At 70.3% G+C, this 17,372-nt stretch carries 19 protein-coding genes; 9 read left to right on the top strand and 10 right to left on the bottom strand.

What is annotated here, in order from left to right; all coding sequences use genetic code 11:
* Window positions 1-41 precede the first annotated feature (41 nt).
* The 4 genes from HZS54_RS15060 to HZS54_RS15075 form a co-directional block, all read right to left on the bottom strand.
* Complete coding sequence (locus HZS54_RS15060; RefSeq protein WP_179917929.1) at window positions 42-1,088, bottom strand: alcohol dehydrogenase catalytic domain-containing protein; 1,047 nt, start codon at window positions 1,086-1,088, stop codon at window positions 42-44.
* Between the two features lie 219 nt (window positions 1,089-1,307).
* A complete protein-coding gene (moaC, locus tag HZS54_RS15065) occupies window positions 1,308-1,838 on the bottom strand; it encodes a cyclic pyranopterin monophosphate synthase MoaC (RefSeq protein WP_179917930.1) in 531 nt (176 codons plus the stop codon).
* Window positions 1,835-3,283: an NAD(P)H-hydrate dehydratase gene (locus tag HZS54_RS15070; RefSeq protein WP_179917931.1), complete on the bottom strand. Its 1,449-nt coding sequence runs from the start codon at window positions 3,281-3,283 to the stop codon at window positions 1,835-1,837. The genes moaC and HZS54_RS15070 overlap by 4 nt, the downstream gene beginning before the upstream one ends.
* Before the next feature lie 95 nt (window positions 3,284-3,378).
* Complete coding sequence (locus HZS54_RS15075) at window positions 3,379-3,657, bottom strand: acylphosphatase (RefSeq protein ID WP_179917932.1); 279 nt, start codon at window positions 3,655-3,657, stop codon at window positions 3,379-3,381.
* A 289-nt stretch (window positions 3,658-3,946) separates the two neighbouring features.
* Here HZS54_RS15075 and HZS54_RS15080 point away from each other — a divergent pair, with 289 nt between their 5' ends.
* The gene (locus HZS54_RS15080) at window positions 3,947-5,080 is read left to right on the top strand and encodes a citrate synthase/methylcitrate synthase (RefSeq protein ID WP_179917933.1); all 1,134 of its coding nucleotides are present in this window, start codon (window positions 3,947-3,949) and stop codon (window positions 5,078-5,080) included.
* 48 nt (window positions 5,081-5,128) lie between these two features.
* On the opposite strand, the gene HZS54_RS15085 is transcribed toward HZS54_RS15080, so the two are convergent.
* On the bottom strand, window positions 5,129-6,019 hold the full coding sequence (locus HZS54_RS15085) for a DNA-3-methyladenine glycosylase family protein (protein WP_425484384.1): 891 nt from the start codon (window positions 6,017-6,019) through the stop codon (window positions 5,129-5,131).
* A 203-nt stretch (window positions 6,020-6,222) separates the two neighbouring features.
* Here HZS54_RS15085 and HZS54_RS15090 point away from each other — a divergent pair, with 203 nt between their 5' ends.
* Window positions 6,223-6,735 (top strand): DUF555 domain-containing protein, encoded by a 513-nt coding sequence (locus tag HZS54_RS15090; protein ID WP_179917935.1) that lies wholly within the window; start codon window positions 6,223-6,225, stop codon window positions 6,733-6,735.
* A 130-nt stretch (window positions 6,736-6,865) separates the two neighbouring features.
* Here HZS54_RS15090 and HZS54_RS15095 read toward each other — a convergent pair whose 3' ends face one another.
* Window positions 6,866-7,102 carry a UPF0058 family protein gene (locus tag HZS54_RS15095; RefSeq protein WP_179911545.1) on the bottom strand — a complete coding sequence of 79 codons (237 nt, stop codon included), beginning with the start codon at window positions 7,100-7,102 and terminating at the stop codon, window positions 6,866-6,868.
* Window positions 7,103-7,415: 313 nt separating this feature from the next.
* On the opposite strand from HZS54_RS15095, the gene HZS54_RS15100 reads away from it, so the two are divergent.
* Window positions 7,416-7,820, top strand: coding sequence for a translation initiation factor IF-2 subunit beta (locus HZS54_RS15100; protein WP_179917936.1), 405 nt, complete (start codon window positions 7,416-7,418; stop codon window positions 7,818-7,820).
* Here HZS54_RS15100 and HZS54_RS15105 read toward each other — a convergent pair.
* The 3 genes from HZS54_RS15105 to HZS54_RS15115 all read right to left on the bottom strand — a co-directional run bounded on the left by HZS54_RS15105 (window position 7,817) and on the right by HZS54_RS15115 (window position 9,934).
* Window positions 7,817-7,996 (bottom strand): DUF7836 family putative zinc-binding protein, encoded by a 180-nt coding sequence (locus tag HZS54_RS15105; protein ID WP_179911543.1) that lies wholly within the window; start codon window positions 7,994-7,996, stop codon window positions 7,817-7,819. The genes HZS54_RS15100 and HZS54_RS15105 overlap by 4 nt on opposite strands.
* 91 nt (window positions 7,997-8,087) lie before the next feature.
* A complete protein-coding gene (locus tag HZS54_RS15110) occupies window positions 8,088-9,068 on the bottom strand; it encodes a transcription initiation factor IIB (protein ID WP_179917937.1) in 981 nt (326 codons plus the stop codon).
* A 269-nt stretch (window positions 9,069-9,337) separates the two neighbouring features.
* On the bottom strand, window positions 9,338-9,934 hold the full coding sequence (locus HZS54_RS15115; RefSeq protein ID WP_179917938.1) for a DUF7549 family protein: 597 nt from the start codon (window positions 9,932-9,934) through the stop codon (window positions 9,338-9,340).
* Window positions 9,935-10,112: 178 nt separating this feature from the next.
* On the opposite strand from HZS54_RS15115, the gene HZS54_RS15120 reads away from it, so the two are divergent.
* On the top strand, window positions 10,113-10,568 hold the full coding sequence (locus HZS54_RS15120; protein ID WP_179917939.1) for a DUF5793 family protein: 456 nt from the start codon (window positions 10,113-10,115) through the stop codon (window positions 10,566-10,568).
* A gap of 49 nt (window positions 10,569-10,617) precedes the next feature.
* On the opposite strand, the gene HZS54_RS15125 is transcribed toward HZS54_RS15120, so the two are convergent.
* Window positions 10,618-11,457, bottom strand: a complete 840-nt coding sequence (locus tag HZS54_RS15125) for an NAD-dependent protein deacylase (RefSeq protein WP_179917940.1) — start codon at window positions 11,455-11,457, stop codon at window positions 10,618-10,620.
* A gap of 323 nt (window positions 11,458-11,780) precedes the next feature.
* On the opposite strand from HZS54_RS15125, the gene sucC reads away from it, so the two are divergent.
* From sucC to HZS54_RS15150, 5 genes are all read left to right on the top strand, one after another.
* The gene (gene sucC / locus HZS54_RS15130; RefSeq protein WP_179917941.1) at window positions 11,781-12,932 is read left to right on the top strand and encodes an ADP-forming succinate--CoA ligase subunit beta; all 1,152 of its coding nucleotides are present in this window, start codon (window positions 11,781-11,783) and stop codon (window positions 12,930-12,932) included.
* Window positions 12,929-13,801, top strand: coding sequence for a succinate--CoA ligase subunit alpha (gene sucD, locus HZS54_RS15135; protein WP_179911536.1), 873 nt, complete (start codon window positions 12,929-12,931; stop codon window positions 13,799-13,801). Before sucC ends, sucD begins: the two co-directional genes overlap by 4 nt.
* A 96-nt stretch (window positions 13,802-13,897) precedes the next feature.
* The gene (locus HZS54_RS15140) at window positions 13,898-14,299 is read left to right on the top strand and encodes a hypothetical protein (protein WP_179917942.1); all 402 of its coding nucleotides are present in this window, start codon (window positions 13,898-13,900) and stop codon (window positions 14,297-14,299) included.
* 65 nt (window positions 14,300-14,364) lie between these two features.
* Window positions 14,365-15,237: a DUF3891 family protein gene (locus tag HZS54_RS15145; protein WP_179917943.1), complete on the top strand. Its 873-nt coding sequence runs from the start codon at window positions 14,365-14,367 to the stop codon at window positions 15,235-15,237.
* 71 nt (window positions 15,238-15,308) lie between these two features.
* Window positions 15,309-17,327 (top strand): GAF domain-containing protein, encoded by a 2,019-nt coding sequence (locus HZS54_RS15150; RefSeq protein WP_179917944.1) that lies wholly within the window; start codon window positions 15,309-15,311, stop codon window positions 17,325-17,327.
* The last annotated feature ends 45 nt before the right edge of the window (window positions 17,328-17,372 follow it).

The following is a 17,372-nucleotide window of genomic DNA, read 5'->3' on the forward strand; positions in this document are numbered from 1 at the left end:
GGCTTGTCGGTCTACCGGCGCGGTCGCGTCACCGGGGCCGGTCAGGGCTTCACGAGCACCTTGATCGCCTCGCGCTCGTCCATCGCGCGGTAGCCGTCGGCGATGTCCTCCAGCGAGACGGTCTTCGTGAAGATTGGCGAGGGATCGAGCGTGCCGCCGAGCACGTCCGCGAGCAGCTCGTCGGCGTAGGCGCGAACCGGTGCGACGCCGCCCGACAGGGTGACGTTGTCGCCGAAGAAGGGGAACAGGTCGAGGCCGTCGCCCATGCCGTGTGGGACGCCGACGTACCCGACGGTGCCGCCGGGGCGGGCGGCGCCGACGGCCGTCTCCATCGCGCCCGCGGCGCCGACGCACTCCAGGACGTGCTCGGCGCCGCCGCCCGTGATCTCGGTGACGTGCTCCGCGGCGTCGTCGACCCCGCCGTCGCCTTCGAGGACGGTCTCGGTGGCGCCGAACTCCTCGGCGATGTCGAGCCGGTCTGCGTGGTGGCCCACGGCGACGATCCGCGAGGCGCCGAGGCGACGGGCGGCGAGGACGCCGCAGAGGCCGACGGCGCCGTCGCCGACGACGACGCAGGTGTCGCCGGCCGCGACGCCGGCGCTGACGGCCGCGTGGTGACCGGTACCCATCACGTCGGTCAGCGGTAGGGCGGCCTGCAGCGCGTCCTCGTCGTCGGCGTAGCGGTCCGGGATCCGAACGAGGGTCCCGTCGGCGTAGGGCGCGCGGACGTACTCGCCCTGGGCGCCGCCGTTGTCGCCGCCCCAGCCGTCGCCGTTCACGCAGGAGGTGTGGAGTCCCCGTCGGCAGAACTCGCACTCCCCGCAGCTGACGACGAACGGTGCGAAGACGCGGTCACCGGGCTGGACGCTCCGCACGTCCTCGCCCACTTCCTCGACGATCCCCATCGGCTCGTGGCCGATCCGCGAGGGAGTGTCGCGGTCGCTCTGCCCGCGGTAGGGCCACAGGTCGGAACCGCAGACGGCCGTGTGAGTCACCCGAACCAGGGCGTCGCCGGGGGCTTCGATCTCCGGTCGGTCCACGTCCTCGACGCGTACGTCCCGCTCGCCGTGGTAGACTGCTGCGCGCATAGTCGGACACACGGCGACGACCGTCAAAAGTGGGCGGAACCCGGTGAACGGATCGGGGTTCCGTAGCGAACAGGCGACGAGATATCGATACCGCGCGGCGGTCGCGTCGCGCGACCGCGGGCCGCCGCGGGGCGGGTCTCAGCGCATACCCCGGCCTGGTCGCGCCCCGGTACTTGAACGTTCGCCGCCGACCGCGGTCGTCCCGGATCGGGACGCCAGTTACTCCAGCGGTCGCTTCGTCTTCTCGACGACCTCGACGGACTCGATCCCGGTCTCGGGGTAGTCGCCGTCGGCGTCCTTCTCGGCGGATTTCACCATGTCCCAGACGACGTTGAGCCCGGTCGTGGCGCCCTCCAGCGCCTCCATCTCGCAGCCGGTCTTGCCGGTCGTCTCGACGGCGACGGTGAGTTCGATACCGTCGTCGCCGAGCGCGAAGTCGGTGTCGACGTTCGTGATCGGGATCTGGTGACACATCGGGATCGTCTCCCAGGTGTGCTTGACCGCCTGGATCGCACCGATCCGGGCGGTCGCGAGCACGTCGCCCTTGTCGACTGCGTTGTCGCGTACGGCATCGACCGTCTCGGACCGCAGGCGGATAGTCCCGCGGGCGACGGCCCGCCGGGCGGTGTCGGGCTTGTCGCCCACGTCGACCATCTGCGCCTCGCCCGACTCGTCGGTGTGGGTGAGGTCGGCCGCGCCCGGGTCGGCCCCGTCGGGCTCACTGCCGTCCCCCTTCCCGTCGCCACTCACGCCTCGCCACCTCGGTCGGTCCAGAGGACGCTCGGAATCTCCTCGTGGAGGTCGGTGGCGACGAGGCCGTTGTTGCGGCGTTCGTAGACGCGGTCGCCCGCCTCCCCGTTGGCGTAGGCGGCCATCGCGGCGGCGTGGACCGGTTCCTGGGTCGCCGCGAGCGCGGCGGTGATCCCGGCGAGCACGTCGCCGGTGCCGCCGACCGTCATGCCGGCGTTGCCGGTGCGGTTGACCCGAGTCGTCTCCCCGTCGGAGACCACGTCGTACTCCCCCTTCACGAGGACCGTCTGGCCCAATTCGGCGGCGAAGTGCTCGACGATGCCGGTCCGTTCCTCCCAGTCGTCGGTGACGCGCCCGCCCATCTCGGCGAACTCGCCCTGATGGGGCGTGCAGATCAGGTCGGCTTCGGTGTCCACGTCGGGGACCCGCGAGAGGGCGTCGGCGTCGACGACCGCGGTCCCCGAATACCCGGAGAGGATCCCCTCGACGGCTTCGAGGGTCTCGTCCTCGTCGCCGAGGCCGGGGCCGATGACGACGGTGTCGTGGTGGCGAGCCATCTGGAGGAGAAAGCCCACCTGTTTGGGTTCGAGCTGTTTGCCCTGGTAGGGGCGGACGATCAGGTCCTCGCCGAACCCCTGGAGTTCGCGGCCGACGACCATCGGACAGGCGACGCGGACCAGATCCGCGCCCGCGCGGAGTGCGGCCTTCGCCGAGAGCGCGGGCGCGCCGGCGTAGGGGCCGCCGCCGACGACGAGCACCTCGCCGTTCTGACCCTTGTGGCTGCCGGGATCGCGGTCGTCGAGGCGGGCGAGGTCGCCCCGTTCGACGAACCGCTGGGCGGCCGCGGGGATGCCGATGTCCGCGACGGTCACCTCGGCGTCGAGGTCGGACAGTCCGGGCTTGGTGTCGTGGAACGTGACCACGCGGTCGGCCTCGACGGCGGTGTCGGCCAGCTCGCCCGTCTCGGCGTTCAGCCCCGAGGGCACGTCGACGGAGACGACGGTCGCGTCGCTGTCGTTGATCGCCGCCGCCGCGGTGCGCTCGGGCTCGCGCAGGTCGCCCGCGATGCCGGTCCCGAGCATCGCGTCGACGACCACGTCGGGGCCGTGCAGGTCGAACGCCGAGGAGTCACGGACAGTCTCGGTGTCGTACTCGCCGGCCGCGAGGGCCTCCCAGTTCTCACGGGCGATGTCCGTCGCGATCGCCTCGGGGCGGCCCAGCAGGCTGGTCGTCACGTCGCAGTCGTCGAGAAACCGGACCGCGACGAAGGCGTCGCCGCCGTTGTTCCCCCGCCCGGCGACGACCCGGACGCTCGCGCCGGCGTCGACGACCTCGCGAACCGCGCGCGCGACCGCGTGCCCGCTCGACTCCATCAACTGCTTGCGCGGGACCCCCATCGCCGCGGCGTTCTCGTCGACCACGGCCATCTCGCTGCCCGTAATCATGGACGGGCGTTCGCCCGCCCGCCGGATAAGGGTGGGGGCAACCGGCCGTCGGTTCCGGCTGTTCTCCCGGACGGCGGCCGGCCGCCGTCGGTCGGTCACCGCCGTATCCTGAACCCGTCGAGCCCCTCGGGGTCGCCGTACTCCGCCTCCACGTCCTCGACGTGTGCACGGTCGCTCCCCTCGTGACACCACTCGACCATCGCCTCGACCGCCTCGACCGGCCCCTCGAAGACCGCTTCGACCCGCCCGTCCTCGATGTTCATCACCCAGCCGTCGACTCCGCGCTCGCGAGCCTCGTCGCGAGTGCTCGCGCGATAGAAGACGCCCTGTACCCGTCCCGTGACGTACACGTGTGCTCGCGTCCGGTCTGCCATACACGCCGATACGGTGCCCCCGTTCAAAAATACGCGCCAACCCACGTCCGCGCCGAAATCCCGACCGCCCCGCTCCGGTCGAGCCCGCACCGGCCGAGCCCGCACCGGCGCGCCCAGTGACCTCCTGGAGTGGAGCGAGGGCGAGTGTTGTACACCTGTCGATATGGGCGTCGACAACTGGACAGTATTTCACCGATCTGCCGGAACGGTGTCCGAAGTTCGCGTCCGATCGCGGAAAACTCCGACGTGTTCCAACAGTACTTTGTTCGTCTCCCACGCAGGCGTGGGCATGAGTGACGAGGATCTGAACCGCGGGCTGGAGGGTGTCAGGGTCGCCGAGACGCGGCTGAGCGACATCGACGGCGAGGCGGGCGTGCTCACGATCGGCGGGTTCCCGGTGGACGAGCTCGCGCGCAATGCCACCTACGAGGAGAGCGTCTTCCTCCTGTTCGAGGACCGGCTCCCGACGGCCGACGAACTCGACGACTTCCGCGCGGACCTAGCGGGTCGCCGAGCGATCGGCGACGAGGTTCGGGCGGTCCTGAAGCGGGCGGCCGAAGAGGGGAAACCGGCGATGGACGCCCTGCGGATGGGCGCCGCGGCGGCGAACCTCGGCGCCGGCGAGGAGGACCCCGAGGCGGACGCGCGCCGCGTCGTCGCCGTCTTCCCGACCGTCGTCGCGACCTACTGGCGCTACCGCCGGGGCGACGAGCCGGTCGAGCCGCGCGAGGACCTGCGTCACGCGGCGAACTACCTCTACATGCTGAACGGGGAGGAGCCCGACGAGGCGGCCGTCAGGGGGCTGGAGACGTACCTCAACACGGTCATCGACCACGGGTTGAACGCCTCGACGTTCACCGCTCGAACGGTCGTCTCGACGGAGTCGGACGTGGTCTCGGCCGCGACCGCGGCGGTCGGCACCCTCAAAGGGCCGCTCCACGGCGGCGCGCCCGGGCCAGTGCTGGACATGCTCCGGTCGATCCACGAGTCGGGCGATCCCGAGGGATACGTCCAGGAGAAGTTAGAAGCCGGCGAGCGCCTGATGGGCTTCGGCCACCGCGTCTACCGCGTCCGCGACCCACGGGCCGCGGTGCTGGAGGCCGCCGCCTCGGAGTTCTACGACGAGGCCGGCGACTCCGACTTCTTCGAGACGATCAAGGCGTTCGAGGACACCGCCGTCGAGGCCCTCGCCGAGCACAAGCCCGGGCGGGACCTGGAGACGAACGTCGAGTTCTACACCGCCGCGCTGCTCGACGGCGTCGGCGTCCCGAAGGAGCTGTTCACGACCTGCTTCGCCGTCTCGCGGGTCGGCGGCTGGACCGCCCACGCGCTCGAACAGCTCGACGACAACCGCCTCATCCGCCCGCTGTCTTCCTACGTCGGCGACCACGACCGCTCGTGGACGCCCGTCGACGAGCGATAGCCCGCCCTCCGCTCGCCGTTTCGCCGTTTCTCCGCTACCCTCGGCCCGCTACCGCAGGTAGTGGAACACGTAGGTCTGGGTGTACCCCGCGTACTCGCCGCCGAAGGCCGCGCGGATGGCTCGGGAAGTGTCGGCGTAGTTGCCGCGGTCGCAGTCGGGGTAGTACTCCTCGATGGTCGTGCGGATCCAGGTGTCCAGCGGCACGGCTTCGAGGTAGTCGAGCGCGAACAACAGGACGCAGTCGGCCACCTTGTCGCCGACGCCGACGAAGCGGGTGAGCGACTCACGGGCGTCCTCGTAGTCGAGCCCGACCGCCTCCTCGGGCCGGGCCTCGCCGTCGGCGACCATCCGCGCGGTGTCGCGGACGTACGGCGCCCGGTAGCCCAGACCGAGGTCGCGGAGTTCGGCCTCGGTGGCCTCGGCCAGCTGCTCGGCGGTCGGGAACGCGTGGTAGGTCCGACCGTCGAACTCGACAGTCGAGCCGAACGCGCGTTCGAGTTCCCGCTGCATCCCGTGGATCCGGGCGACGCGCATCTGGGCCGAGCAGATGAACGATATCAGCGACGGAAAGGCCGGGTCGTCGACGAGGCGCATCCCCCAGTAGGCGTCGAAGGCCGACTCGACCACGTCGTCGTCGGGCGCCGTCCGGCGGATGGCCGGCAGGTCGTCGTCCAGTCGCAGTCGCTCGCGGAGGACCGGCGCGGCGTCGGCCGAGGACTCCCACTCCAGGCGGTCGTCGACCTGCCGGACGCGGACGACGGCGGGTTCGCCCTCGACGCGGACGACGGTCTCGTACCAGGCGTCGCCGCCGAAGGCGCCGCTGGCCTCGTACATCCGCCCGTCGGCGCGGTCCCAGAGGTACGACTGGCCGCTCTCGACGGTCGACTGCAGGTCGAAGGGCCCCGGGAACTCCGCGAGGGCGACGGCGCCGCGTTCCACACTCATACCCGGGCCAGGCGTCGAGCCGTCTTCGACCTTTCGAGACCGGCTCGACGGGACCCGCCCGACGGGCGGCGGACGGCGGCCCGGTGGCGGCCCGGTGGCGGCCCGGTGGCGGCGAGCGGACGGCCGCCCCGGCCGGGGTGGTGTGTGTCGTGCTATCGAGGCGAACCTTCATGTCACTGCGAGGCGAAGGCGGGCACATGAACTGCAGAGTTGTCGTCGAGGCCGCCGTCCCCGTCTACGACGTCGAGACGGCGGACGAGGCGGTCCGGATCGCCATCTCGAAGACGGGCGAGATGCTCAATCCGGACCTCAACTACGTCGAGATCAACATGGGCGAGCGGTCGTGTCCCCACTGCGGCGAGGAGCTCGAACCCGCCTTCCTCGCCGCCGACGAGAGCCTCGTCGCGCTCGAACTGGAGATAACGGTCTTCAACGTCGAGCGCGAGGAGCACGCCGCCCGGATCGCGCGCAAGGAGATCGGGCAACGGCTGGAGAACATCCCGCTCGAAGTGCTCGAGATCGAGCAGACCGACGACGGAGACGACGAGGACGAGGACGACAACACGTCGGCGGACGACACCGGATCGGAGTCGGGCGGGGACGAGTCGGCCGACGAGGGGTCGTCCGGAGAACGCGGTGACGGGGGGTCGACCGACGAGCGCGGCGACGACGTGCTGCCGGAGTTCGAGGAGCTCATCGACGAGTCCTAGCGGCACTCGACGCCTGCAGTTCACTGTTTTCGCGGTCCGAGAAACGTCGATCGACTCGCGCGCGAGACGGATCGAGAACGAGAGGGCGGCGGCTGGGCGGTCGTGAGTACGACAGAACGGAACGGTTCGTTCAGTCGGCGGAGGCCGGAACGCGCTCGCGCGTCTCCGTCTCCATCTCGGACGTGATGCCCTTCGCCAGGGCGAAAACGGCGTTCTTGTGGTCGGTCTTCGATTTGTGGATCGAGGTCGGTCGCACCCCCAGAGAGGTGTACTCGTCGTGTTCTACCTCCTCGCCTGTGTCCATCTCGTAGTGATTCTCCACCTGAGCAAGCAGGCCGTGAAGGTGAATGAGCTCCTGCTTTTTCATAGTCAACCGGTCCTAACCACTGGAGGTTAATAGTAGTATCCTGAGTCGCGTTAACACACACCTGCTTAAAAACCGTGTACAAAAGGCTCTCGATATCGGTTTCGGGGGTCGCCTCCGATCGGGGGTGGGCTCGCCGACGGGGGGTTTCGGTAGCGGTCGGCGACGGGATCCGGTGGCGGTTAGTGGGAGTTTCGACGACCGTCGACTGCGGGTGTCGGGCCGACACGAAGCCGTCGCGGTGGGGAACGCGCGGTCCGGTCGGGACGGCCGCGGGGTTGAAAGACTTTTAGGCGGGGACGGGCTTCTCACGGGTATGGACTACGACGACATGCTCGACCGGGCGATGGAGGAGACGCCGGAGATCGAGGGGAGCTCCGACCGATTCGAGGTGCCGGACCCGAACATCCGCCAGGAGGGGAACGTGACGGTCTACGAGAACTTCCAGGACACCTGCGACCGCCTCGGCCGCGAGGACGACCACGTCATGCAGTTCCTCCAGAACGAGCTGGGGACCAGCGGGCACATCGACGAGAGCGGGCGCGCGCGCCTGACCGGCGAGTTCAGCGACCGGCGGGTCACCAACGCCATCGACGAGTACGCCGAGGAGTTCGTCCTCTGCTCGGAGTGCGGGCTCCCCGACACGCACTTCGAGCGCGAGGGCGGGGTGCTCCTCCTGCGGTGTGAGGCCTGCGGCGCGCGGTCGGCGACGAGCGGCTAACCGAGACTCTTCAGCGTCTGCAGGTCGCGGTCGGTCCGCGTGAACTCCGCGAGCCGCCGGCTCGCGTGACAGTTGGGGCAGTGATAGAGGGCCGTGTGTTCGGGGAGATCCGTCGGCGTCGACTCCCAGTCTTTGGTACACTCGGGACAGAGCAGTCGGACGTACGCTTCCTCCATGCGTGATATCAACACACACGACGAGTACAAAAAGACTAGTGCGGCGGGCGCGGCGAGCGACGGGTGGCGTCGAGCCGACGGAGCCGGCCGATCAGGCCGGGGCGTCGACGGATTCGAGGAGTTCCTTGTAGCGATTTCGAATGGTGACCTCGGAGATGTTGGCCACCTCGCTGACCTCGCTCTGGGTGACCTTCTCGTTGGTCAGCAGGGCGGCGGCGTACACCGCGGCGGCGGCGAGGCCGACCGGGCTCTTCCCGCTGAGGATCCCCTGGTCGCGCGCGCTCTCGATGAGCTCGCGCGCCCGGCGCTCGGTGTCGTCGCTGAGCGCGAGGTCCGAGACGAACCGCGGGAGGTAGCTCTCGGGGTCGGCCGGCTTGATCTCCAGGTTCAGCTCGCGGACGACGTAGCGGTACGTCCGCGTGAGCTCCATCTTCTCGACGCGGGAGACGGCCGTCATCTCGTCGAGGCTGCGCGGCGTGTTGGCCTGGCGGGCGGCGGCGTACAGCGCCGACGTGGCCACGCCCTCGATGGAGCGGCCGGGCAGGAGGTTCTCCTCCAGCGCGCGGCGGTAGATGACACTGGCAGTCTCCCGGACCGTCTTCGGGAGGCCCAGCGCGCTCGCCATGCGGTCGATCTCGCCCAGGGCCTGCTTGAGGTTGCGCTCCTTCGAGTCGCGGGTTCGGAACCGCTCGTTCCAGGTGCGCAGCCGCTGCATCTTCTGGCGCTGGTTCGACGACAGCGAGTTGCCGTATGCGTCCTTGTTCTGCCAGCCGATGTTGGTCGAGAGGCCCTTGTCGTGCATCATGTTCGTCGTCGGCGCGCCGACGCGGGACTTCTCGTCCTTCTCTGAGGGGTTGAACGCGCGCCACTCGGGCCCGCGGTCGATCTCGTCCTCGTCGACGACCAGTCCACACTCCGAACAGACGGTCTCGCCGTGCTCGGTGTCCGCGTCGACCCGACCGCCGCACTCCGGGCACTCCTGTTCGCGCTCGCTCGTCGACTCCTCCTGCTCCTCTCGCAGCCGTTCGCTCGCCTGTTCCTCGGCGCCGGTTCGAATTGTCGTGTCGCTCATGATTGGTCTCCGGAGCGGCTCACCGGTGGCGAAAGCCATAAAAATCCGATGCCGCGCTTCCTAACACTACGTAAGCCCGAAAACTACTTAAAGCTTTCGACAATCCAAGTGTGTGGCTCGATCACAAATCGCAGGATAGCGGGGAAATCGCTCCGGATTCCGGCGGTTCCGCGGTGGAGCGGCAGGTGGGGGTTGTCGTGGATCCGGGACCGATCCGCAGTGACAGTGGCGGGGGCGTGCCGGGCGGTGGGACGGGACCGGGGAGGGCGTCAGGCGCGTTCGACGCGCAGGAGCATGGCGGCGAACACCCACATGAAGAGGGCGCCGACGGGGACGGTCGGCTGGTGCTGGAAGAACATGGCGGTGGAGACGGAGAACGCGACCGCGAGCACCGCGAAGCAGGCGCCGAACACCCGGACGGGGTCGAGCGTCAGTCGGGCCGCGACGGCCGCCGGGACGGCGTCGGCGAGCGCGTCCGGGACCGCGTCAGCGACCCGCACCTCGGCCCGCTCGGCGGCGGCTTCGAGCCACTCGTCGTGCGCGTAGTAGACGACGCTCAGCAGGAGCATGCAGCCGAAGAAGGCGGCGGTCGCGAGCCAGAGCCGCCCCTCGGGAACCTGATTGGTCGGGACGAACCCGGGGATCTCGAAGACGAACTGGACGAGCCCGTCCAGCGACTGCCGACCCAGTGCGATCCCGAACAGGTAGTGAAACTGGAGGAAGACGAAGCGGATGTTGACGACGGTGAAGGTGCCGTCGATCCACGAGGGCGACTCCCGCAGCACCGAGACCGACCACGGCAGGAGGGCGGTCAGCCAGGTCGCGAGGACTGCCAGTTCGCCGGCGTACTCCGAGCGGACCCACATGGTCTGGGAGACCCGGCGTCGCCGCGGGTATAAAAGCTACCGGCTCCGCGAGCGGAACGTGGTGGGCGGCGCGCGATAGCCCGGAGTCGCGTCGAGCGGCGGGCGCGGTCGTCGGTCGCGGAGCGGGCGCGCTCGGCGTTACGTTCATGCACGCCCGTTCCCTAGTGGCAGGTATCGAATGAGGCGCGATTACGTCACGCTGGAACTCCGTCACGTCGACCGGGACGGCGACCGCCTGCCCGCGGCCGTGTTGGCCTACGACGGCCCGTCGGACCTCCTCGAGGAGCGCCTCACGGACGCCGGGGGTGAGCCGCTGGACCGCGAGCGCGTCGACGTCGCGTTCCGCCTGCGGAGCGCCGACGACGACGACGCGACCGGCGTCTTCAGTCTCACCAACCGGATGACCGGGGAGTTCGTCGTCGAGGTCAACGCCGACGCGGAGTCGGTGCGGGAGCTCGTCGACGCCGCCCGCCGGGACGACGACCCCGACGACGCCGACGGCTGCTACCGCGTCGTCGTCGAGCGCGACGGCGAGACGGTCGCCAGCTACGAGAAACGGACCCTGCTCGTCTACGACGACGAGGGGAGTCTCCTCCGACAGCACAGCCTCATCCCCAGCGGCGTCGAGCTGTAGCCACTCTTGGGATCGCAGCGCCACCCCTCCGACTCTCCGGCCGACCGTCCTACCCGTCGAGCGCCGCGACCAGCGCCGGCAGCGCCTCGGTCGCGTCCGCCCGGAGGTCGTAGTCGGCTCGCTCGTCGTACTTGGTCGGGTCGAGGTTGACGACGGCGAGCGTCGCTCCCGACTCCGCGGCGATCTCGGGCAGTAGCGCCGCCGGCCGCACCGTCAGCGACGACCCCACGGCCAGGAACACGTCGGCGCGCCGCGCGGCGGCCTGGGCCCGGTCGAACGCCTCGTCCGGGAGCGGCTCCCCGAACAGCACCACGTCCGGCCTGAGGACGCCGCCGCAGTCGCAGGCCGGCGGTCGCTCCCCGTCGCGGACGCGCTCCCAGACGGGGTCGGCCGGCTGGGTCGCGCCGCAGCGGTCGCACGCCACGCGAGCGCTCGTCCCGTGGAGCTCGACCACCGACTCCGACCCCGCGGCCGCGTGCAGTCCGTCGACGTTCTGCGTGAGGAGGGTGTCGAGGTGGCCCCCCGCTTCGAGCGTCGCCAGCGCCTCGTGGGCCGCGTTGGGTTCGACGCCGCCGCCGTACAGCGTCTCCCGGAGCGAGAGTCGGTCGGTCCAGAACCCTTCCGGGTCGGCGTCGAAGCGCCGCCGGTGGAAGTCGGCGGGGTCGTGGGTCTCCCAGACGGGGTCGGGGCCGTCGTCGCTCGACTCGCCGCGGAACGGCGGGATCCCGGACGGGACGCTCACGCCCGCGCCGGTGAGCGCGACGACTCGCTCGGCCGCCGCGACCTCGCTCGCCAGCGCCGACAGCGCCGCGTCGTTCGCCTCCGCGGGGTCGACCGCGTCGGCCGTCCCGACCGCCTCGTTCGCGTCCGCCGCGTCGTCTCCGTCCATGTCTCCGCCGACGGGCGAGACCGGGAAAAGTCGCTCGTCGAGCGACGGAGCACTTCGAGTCGGCGCGACCGCTGGCGAGTGGGAGGACGGAACGGAAAGTGGGAGAGGAAAGCCGGTGCGGCAGGTGGGTGGTAGAACGGCGGAATGGGTGGGTGGGGTGGGTAGTGTGCGGCGCCGTCCGGCGCCGACACGCGTGATCGGTTCTGCCGGCAATAAATGCCTTGTGTGCCAATTTTCGTGAACGATACTTGCCGGTGTACTTAATTCGGAGCCGGTCGATACCGTCGGGATTTAAGCGCTCGCCGGCCGCGAGTTCGAGTGACATGCGACTGCACGAATATCAGGCCAAGCAGGTCTTCTCCGACGCCGGTATCCCGACACCGGCCTCGGAACTGGCCGGGACCGTCGACGAGGCGGTCGCCGCGGCAGAGGAGATCGGCTATCCGGTCGCCGTCAAGGCACAGGTACACGTCGGTGGGCGCGGGAAAGCCGGCGGGATCAAGCTCGTCGACGACGCCGAGGAGGCCGAGGAGGCCGCCGAGGCCATCCTCGGGATGGATCTGAAGGGCTACACCGTCGACCGCGTCCTCGTCGAGGAGGCCGTCGACTTCGTCAACGAGCTCTACGTCGGCGTGACCATGGACCGCGGCGAGGGCAAGCCCGTCGCGATGGTCTCGACCCGCGGCGGCGTCAACATCGAGGAGGTCGCCGAGGAGGACCCCGACGCCATCGCCCGCGAGCACATCGACCCCGCGTTCGGCATGCACCCCTACCAGGCCCGCAAGGCCGTCTACGACGCCGGCGTCGACCGCGAGATCGCCCGCGACGTGGCCTCGATCCTGACGACGCTCTACCAGCTCTGGGACGACCGCGACGGCGCCGACGCCGAGATCAACCCGCTGATGGTCACGAGCGACGACGAAGTGATCGCCGCCGACGCCGTCTTCAACGTCGACGAGGACGCGCTCTTCCGCCAGCCCGAACTCCAGGAGATGGAGGAGGAAGGCGAGTTCGCCGAGAGCGAGCTCGACCGCAAGGCCGACGAGTACGGCTTCGACTACGTCCGCCTGTCGGGCAACGTCGGCATCATCGGCAACGGCGCCGGGCTGGTCATGACGACGCTCGACCTCGTCGACTACTACGGCGGCGAGCCCGCCAACTTCCTCGACGTGGGCGGCGGCGCCAAGGCCGACCGCATCGCTAACGCCCTGGACATGGTGTTCTCCGACGAGAACGTCGACAGCGTCGTGTTCAACATCTTCGGCGGGATCACCCGCGGCGACGAGGTCGCCAAGGGGATCAACCAGGCGCTCGAACAGTTCGACGAGATCCCCAAGCCCGTCGTCGTCCGCCTCGCCGGCACGAACGCCGCGGAGGGCATGGAGATCCTCAACGAGGACCTCGTGACCGTCGAGCAGACCCTGGAGTCCGCCGTGCAGCGTGCGGTCGATTACGCCGAGGAGGTGGAAGCATGAGTGTCCTGGTCGACGAAGACAGCCGCGTTATCGTGCAGGGTATCACCGGCGGTGAGGGCAAGTTCCACACCGAACAGATGATCGAGTACGGGACGAACGTCGTCGCCGGCGCCGTCCCCGGCAAGGGCGGCCAGGAGGTCGCGGGCGTCCCCGTCTACGACACCGTCGCCGAGGCCGCTGAGGCCGAAGACGCCGACACCTCCGTCGTCTTCGTCCCGCCGGCGTTCGCCGGCGACGCCTGCTTCGAGGCGCTCGGCGTCGACGAACTCGACCTCGTGGTGACCATCACCGAAGGCATCCCGACCCAGGACGTGTCGCGGGTCTACCGTCGCCTGCAGGAGACCGACGCCTACCTCGTCGGCCCGAACTGCCCCGGCGTCATCACCCCCGGCGAGGCCAAGCTCGGCATCCTGCCGGGCAACATCTTCGAGGCCGGCCGCGTCGGCCTCGTCTCCCGCTCGGGCACCCTGACCTACCAGGTCGTCGACAGCCTCACCCAGCGCGGTATCGGCCAGTCGACCGCCATCGGTATCGGCGGCGACCCGATCATCGGCACCTCGTTCGTCGAGGCGCTCGCGCTGTTCGAACAGGACGACAAGACGGACGCGGTCGTCATGTGCGGCGAGATCGGCGGCGAGGACGAGGAGGAGGCCGCCGCGTACATCGACGAGTACATGACCACGCCGGTGGCCGGCTTCATCGCCGGTCGCACCGCCCCGCCGGGCAAGCGCATGGGCCACGCGGGCGCCATCGTCTCCGGCTCGGGCACCGGCACCGCCCAGTCGAAGATCGACGCGCTCGAATCCGCGGGCGCCCCCGTCGGCGACACCCCCGAGGAAGTCGTCGACAACGTCGAAGACCTGCTGTAGCGGTTCCGTTCTTCTCCGTTTCTGCGGTCGTCTCCGACGATAACAGGCCACGACGACAGGAAGGTTTATTCGACGACACGTCGAATACCCGTCACGATGGCCGTCCTCCCCGACGACTGGGCCGAACCGGATTCACCCGCCGGGACGCTCGTCGACCTCGGCTGGCTAGCGCTGTGTCTGATCGGGTTCGGCGCGCTCGCGCTCGTCGAACCGCTGTTCTTCGAGGTCCCCCTGACGACGACGCGGGTCGTCGTCTCCGTCCTCGTCGGTGTTCCCCTCGCGGTCGCGCTCGTCGGACTCTTCAGCGAGAGCGAGCGCGTCCGCACTTACTGGACCGGGAACGCAACTCGGCGGTTCGTCGCTCTGTTCGCGTTCATCATGGCGATGCAACTGGCCCTGCGACTCGCTCCCGGGTGGACGGTCCTCGTGACGCTCGCGACCGCGGTCGCCGCGGTCCCGGTGCGGGTAGCCGCGTACTATCGCCACCGCGAGCGATAGGCAGCGACGCCGCGAGCGGTGCGAGCCGCCGACGCCTCTTTCACCGCGCCGCCCCAACTCGACGTGTGATAGTCGCCGAGACGGACGAGGGCTACCAGTTCGTCACCCAGCCCGACCACGCCGCCCTCGCGGGGCAGTTCGCCGACGCCTGGGGCTCGCCGTCGTTCGACCGCCCCGACCCCTTCGAGCCGCTGGTTCTCGCGGCCTACGCACACGACACGGGCTGGCGGACCTACGACCGCCGGCCACACCTCGTCGACGGCGAACCGGTCGACTTCCGCGAGATGCCCGCGGATGTCTGGATCGCCCTCTACGACGAGGGGATCGACGCCGTCGCCGGGATGGACGCCTACGCCGGGCTGCTCGTCTCGATGCACGGCGCCGGCCTGCGGAACCGCCGGTACGGTCTCTCCCCCGAGTGGCCCGAGACGCCCGACGAGTACCGCGAGTTCGTCGACCGCGAACACCGCCGCCAGCGCCGACTGCTCGACGGCCTGCTGGACGACGGGAGCGATACCACCGACGACGATCGGGACTCGCCCGTGGTCGAGGCCGACCGCGACCTGCTCCGCTCGCTCCACGCCGACCGACGAGTGCCCGACGACTACGACAGTCGGCTGTGGGCTGACTACCGCCGACTCCAGGCGTGGGACACCCTCTCGCTGTCGTTCTGTATCACAGACGATCCGCCCGGATACGGGGAGGTCGGGGCCGTCCCGACGAGCGGACCGCGCGACGAGGCGACGCTGTCGGTGACCCGCGTCGGAGCCGGCGAGTTCACCGTCGACCCCTATCCGTTCGACGAGTCGCCGTTGGTCGTCACCGTCCCCGTCCGGACCGTCACGGCGCCCGTCGTCGACGAGTCGTCGCTCGCGCGAGCGTACTACGCCGCGGGCCGCGAGACGCGGCGGCTCACGCTGCGGCGTGTCGCGGAGTGACCGCTCGACGGGGTCGGGTGCGAGCCACACGCTTATTACCGACCGGCCGCCCCTTCTGACAGGGGGATATCATGAACGCGATGGGAGGCGACGTGCGGGTGCTGCACGTCGACGACGACGAGGACCTGGCGGCGATCGCGAGCGACTACCTCGAACGGGAGAGCGACCGGCTGTCGGTGGCGACCGTCACGGACCCCGAGCGGGCGCTGGAACGGGTCCGGTCGGAGTCGTTCGACTGCGTCGTCAGCGACTACCAGATGCCGGGCATGTGCGGGTTCCAGTTACTGGAGGCGGTGCGAGGGGAGTATCCCGACCTGCCCTTCATCCTCTTCACCGGGAAGGGGAGCGAGGAGGTGGCGAGCGAGGCGGTGTCGGCCGGCGTGACCGACTACCTCCAGAAGGAGACCGGGACCGAGCAGTACGCGGTGCTCGCGAACCGCGTCGAGAACGCCGTCGCGGCCGCGCGGGCCGAGGAGCGGGCCGAACGCCAGGAGCGCATCACCGCGCTGGTCCGGGACATCGACCGGCGGCTGGTCGAGGCCGACACCGTCGCGGCGGTCGACCGCGCGGTCTGCGAGGCGTTCGCCGACTCGGAGACCTACCGGTTCGCGTGGATCGGCGAGCCCGACCCGGAGACCGGCGAGATCGCCGCTCGCGCCGCGGCGGGGGGTGCCGACGAGTACCTCGACGGGGTGACGGTCCGTCACGACGACACCCCGCGCGGGCGAGGGCCGGCCGGGCGGGCGGCCCGGACCGGCGAGGTCCAGTACGCCGCGAGCGTCCCCGAGGACGAGACGTTCGAGCCCTGGCGGGCCGCCGCCGAACGCCACGGGTTCGAATCGGTCGTCGCTGTCCCGCTGTCGGCCGAGGCCGGGCTCCACGACGTGCTCGCCGTCTACGCCGACACGACCGACGCGACCAGCGAGACCGAGCGGGCCGTCCTCGCGGAGCTGGGCGACACGATCAGCGAGGCCCAGCAGGCCGCCGAGACGCGCCGTCGGCTGGAGGGGTTGCACGCGGTGACCCGGGAGCTGGTCGACGCCGAGGCGAAGGCGGAGGTGGCGCGGCTGACCGTCGAGGCGGTCCGAGACACCCTGGGCTACCCGAACAACCTCGTCAGGCTCGTCGACGACGACGACCGGCTCAGGCCCGTCGCCATCTCGGAGGGCGCGGAACTGATGCTCGGCGATCGGCCGGCCTACCCCGTCGGCGAGGGGACCGCCGGCCGCGCCTTCGCGGACGGCGAGACGCTCGTCGTCGACGACGTGCAGGCGGTCGACGACGGCTACGACCGCAAGGACGCCCGCGCGTCGATGTACGTCCCGATCGGCGACCACGGGACGCTCTCGATCGGCGACACCGCCGCCGGCGTGTTCGACGACTCGGACGTGTACCTCGCCGAGATATTCGCGGCCAACGCCGAGGCGGCGCTCGACCGGGTCGAACAGGCCGAGACCCGCAAGCGGCAGAACGAGCGGCTGTCGGCGTTCACCAGCGTCGTCTCCCACGACCTGCGGAACCCGCTGTCGGTGCTCGTCGGGTCGCTCCCGCTGGCCGAGGAGACCGGCGAGGCCGAGCACTTCGAGCGGTGTTACGGCGCGCTCGACCGGATGGAGCGGCTCATCGACGACCTCCTCCGGCTGGCCCGCGAGGGCGAGACCGTCGACTCGCCGGCGCCGGTCGAGCTCGCCGCCGTCGCCCGCGACGCCTGGGACACCGTCGACACCGCCGGCGCCGACCTCCGCGTCGAGACCGACGCGACCGTCGTCGCCGACGGGTCGCGGCTCCGGCAACTCGTCGAGAACCTCGCCCGCAACTCGATAGAGCACGGCGGCGACGCCGTCACCGTCACCGTCGGCGACCTCCCCGACGGCGACGGCTTCTTCGTCGCCGACGACGGTCCCGGCGTCCCCGACGACGACCGCGAGCGCGTCTTCGAGAGCGGCTTCTCGACCTCGCCGGAGGGCACGGGCTTCGGGCTCGCCATCGTCGCCGAGATCGCGTCGGCCCACGGCTGGTCGGTCTCGGTCACCGACGGCGACGCCGGCGGCGCCCGGTTCGAGGTCCGCGGCGTCGACGCCCGCGAGTGAGTCGGGATCGACCGAACGCGCCGCGCCAAAGCGATTTATCGCAGG

Source organism: Halosimplex pelagicum, from assembly GCF_013415905.1.
GTDB classification, from domain to species: Archaea; Halobacteriota; Halobacteria; order Halobacteriales; family Haloarculaceae; genus Halosimplex; species Halosimplex pelagicum.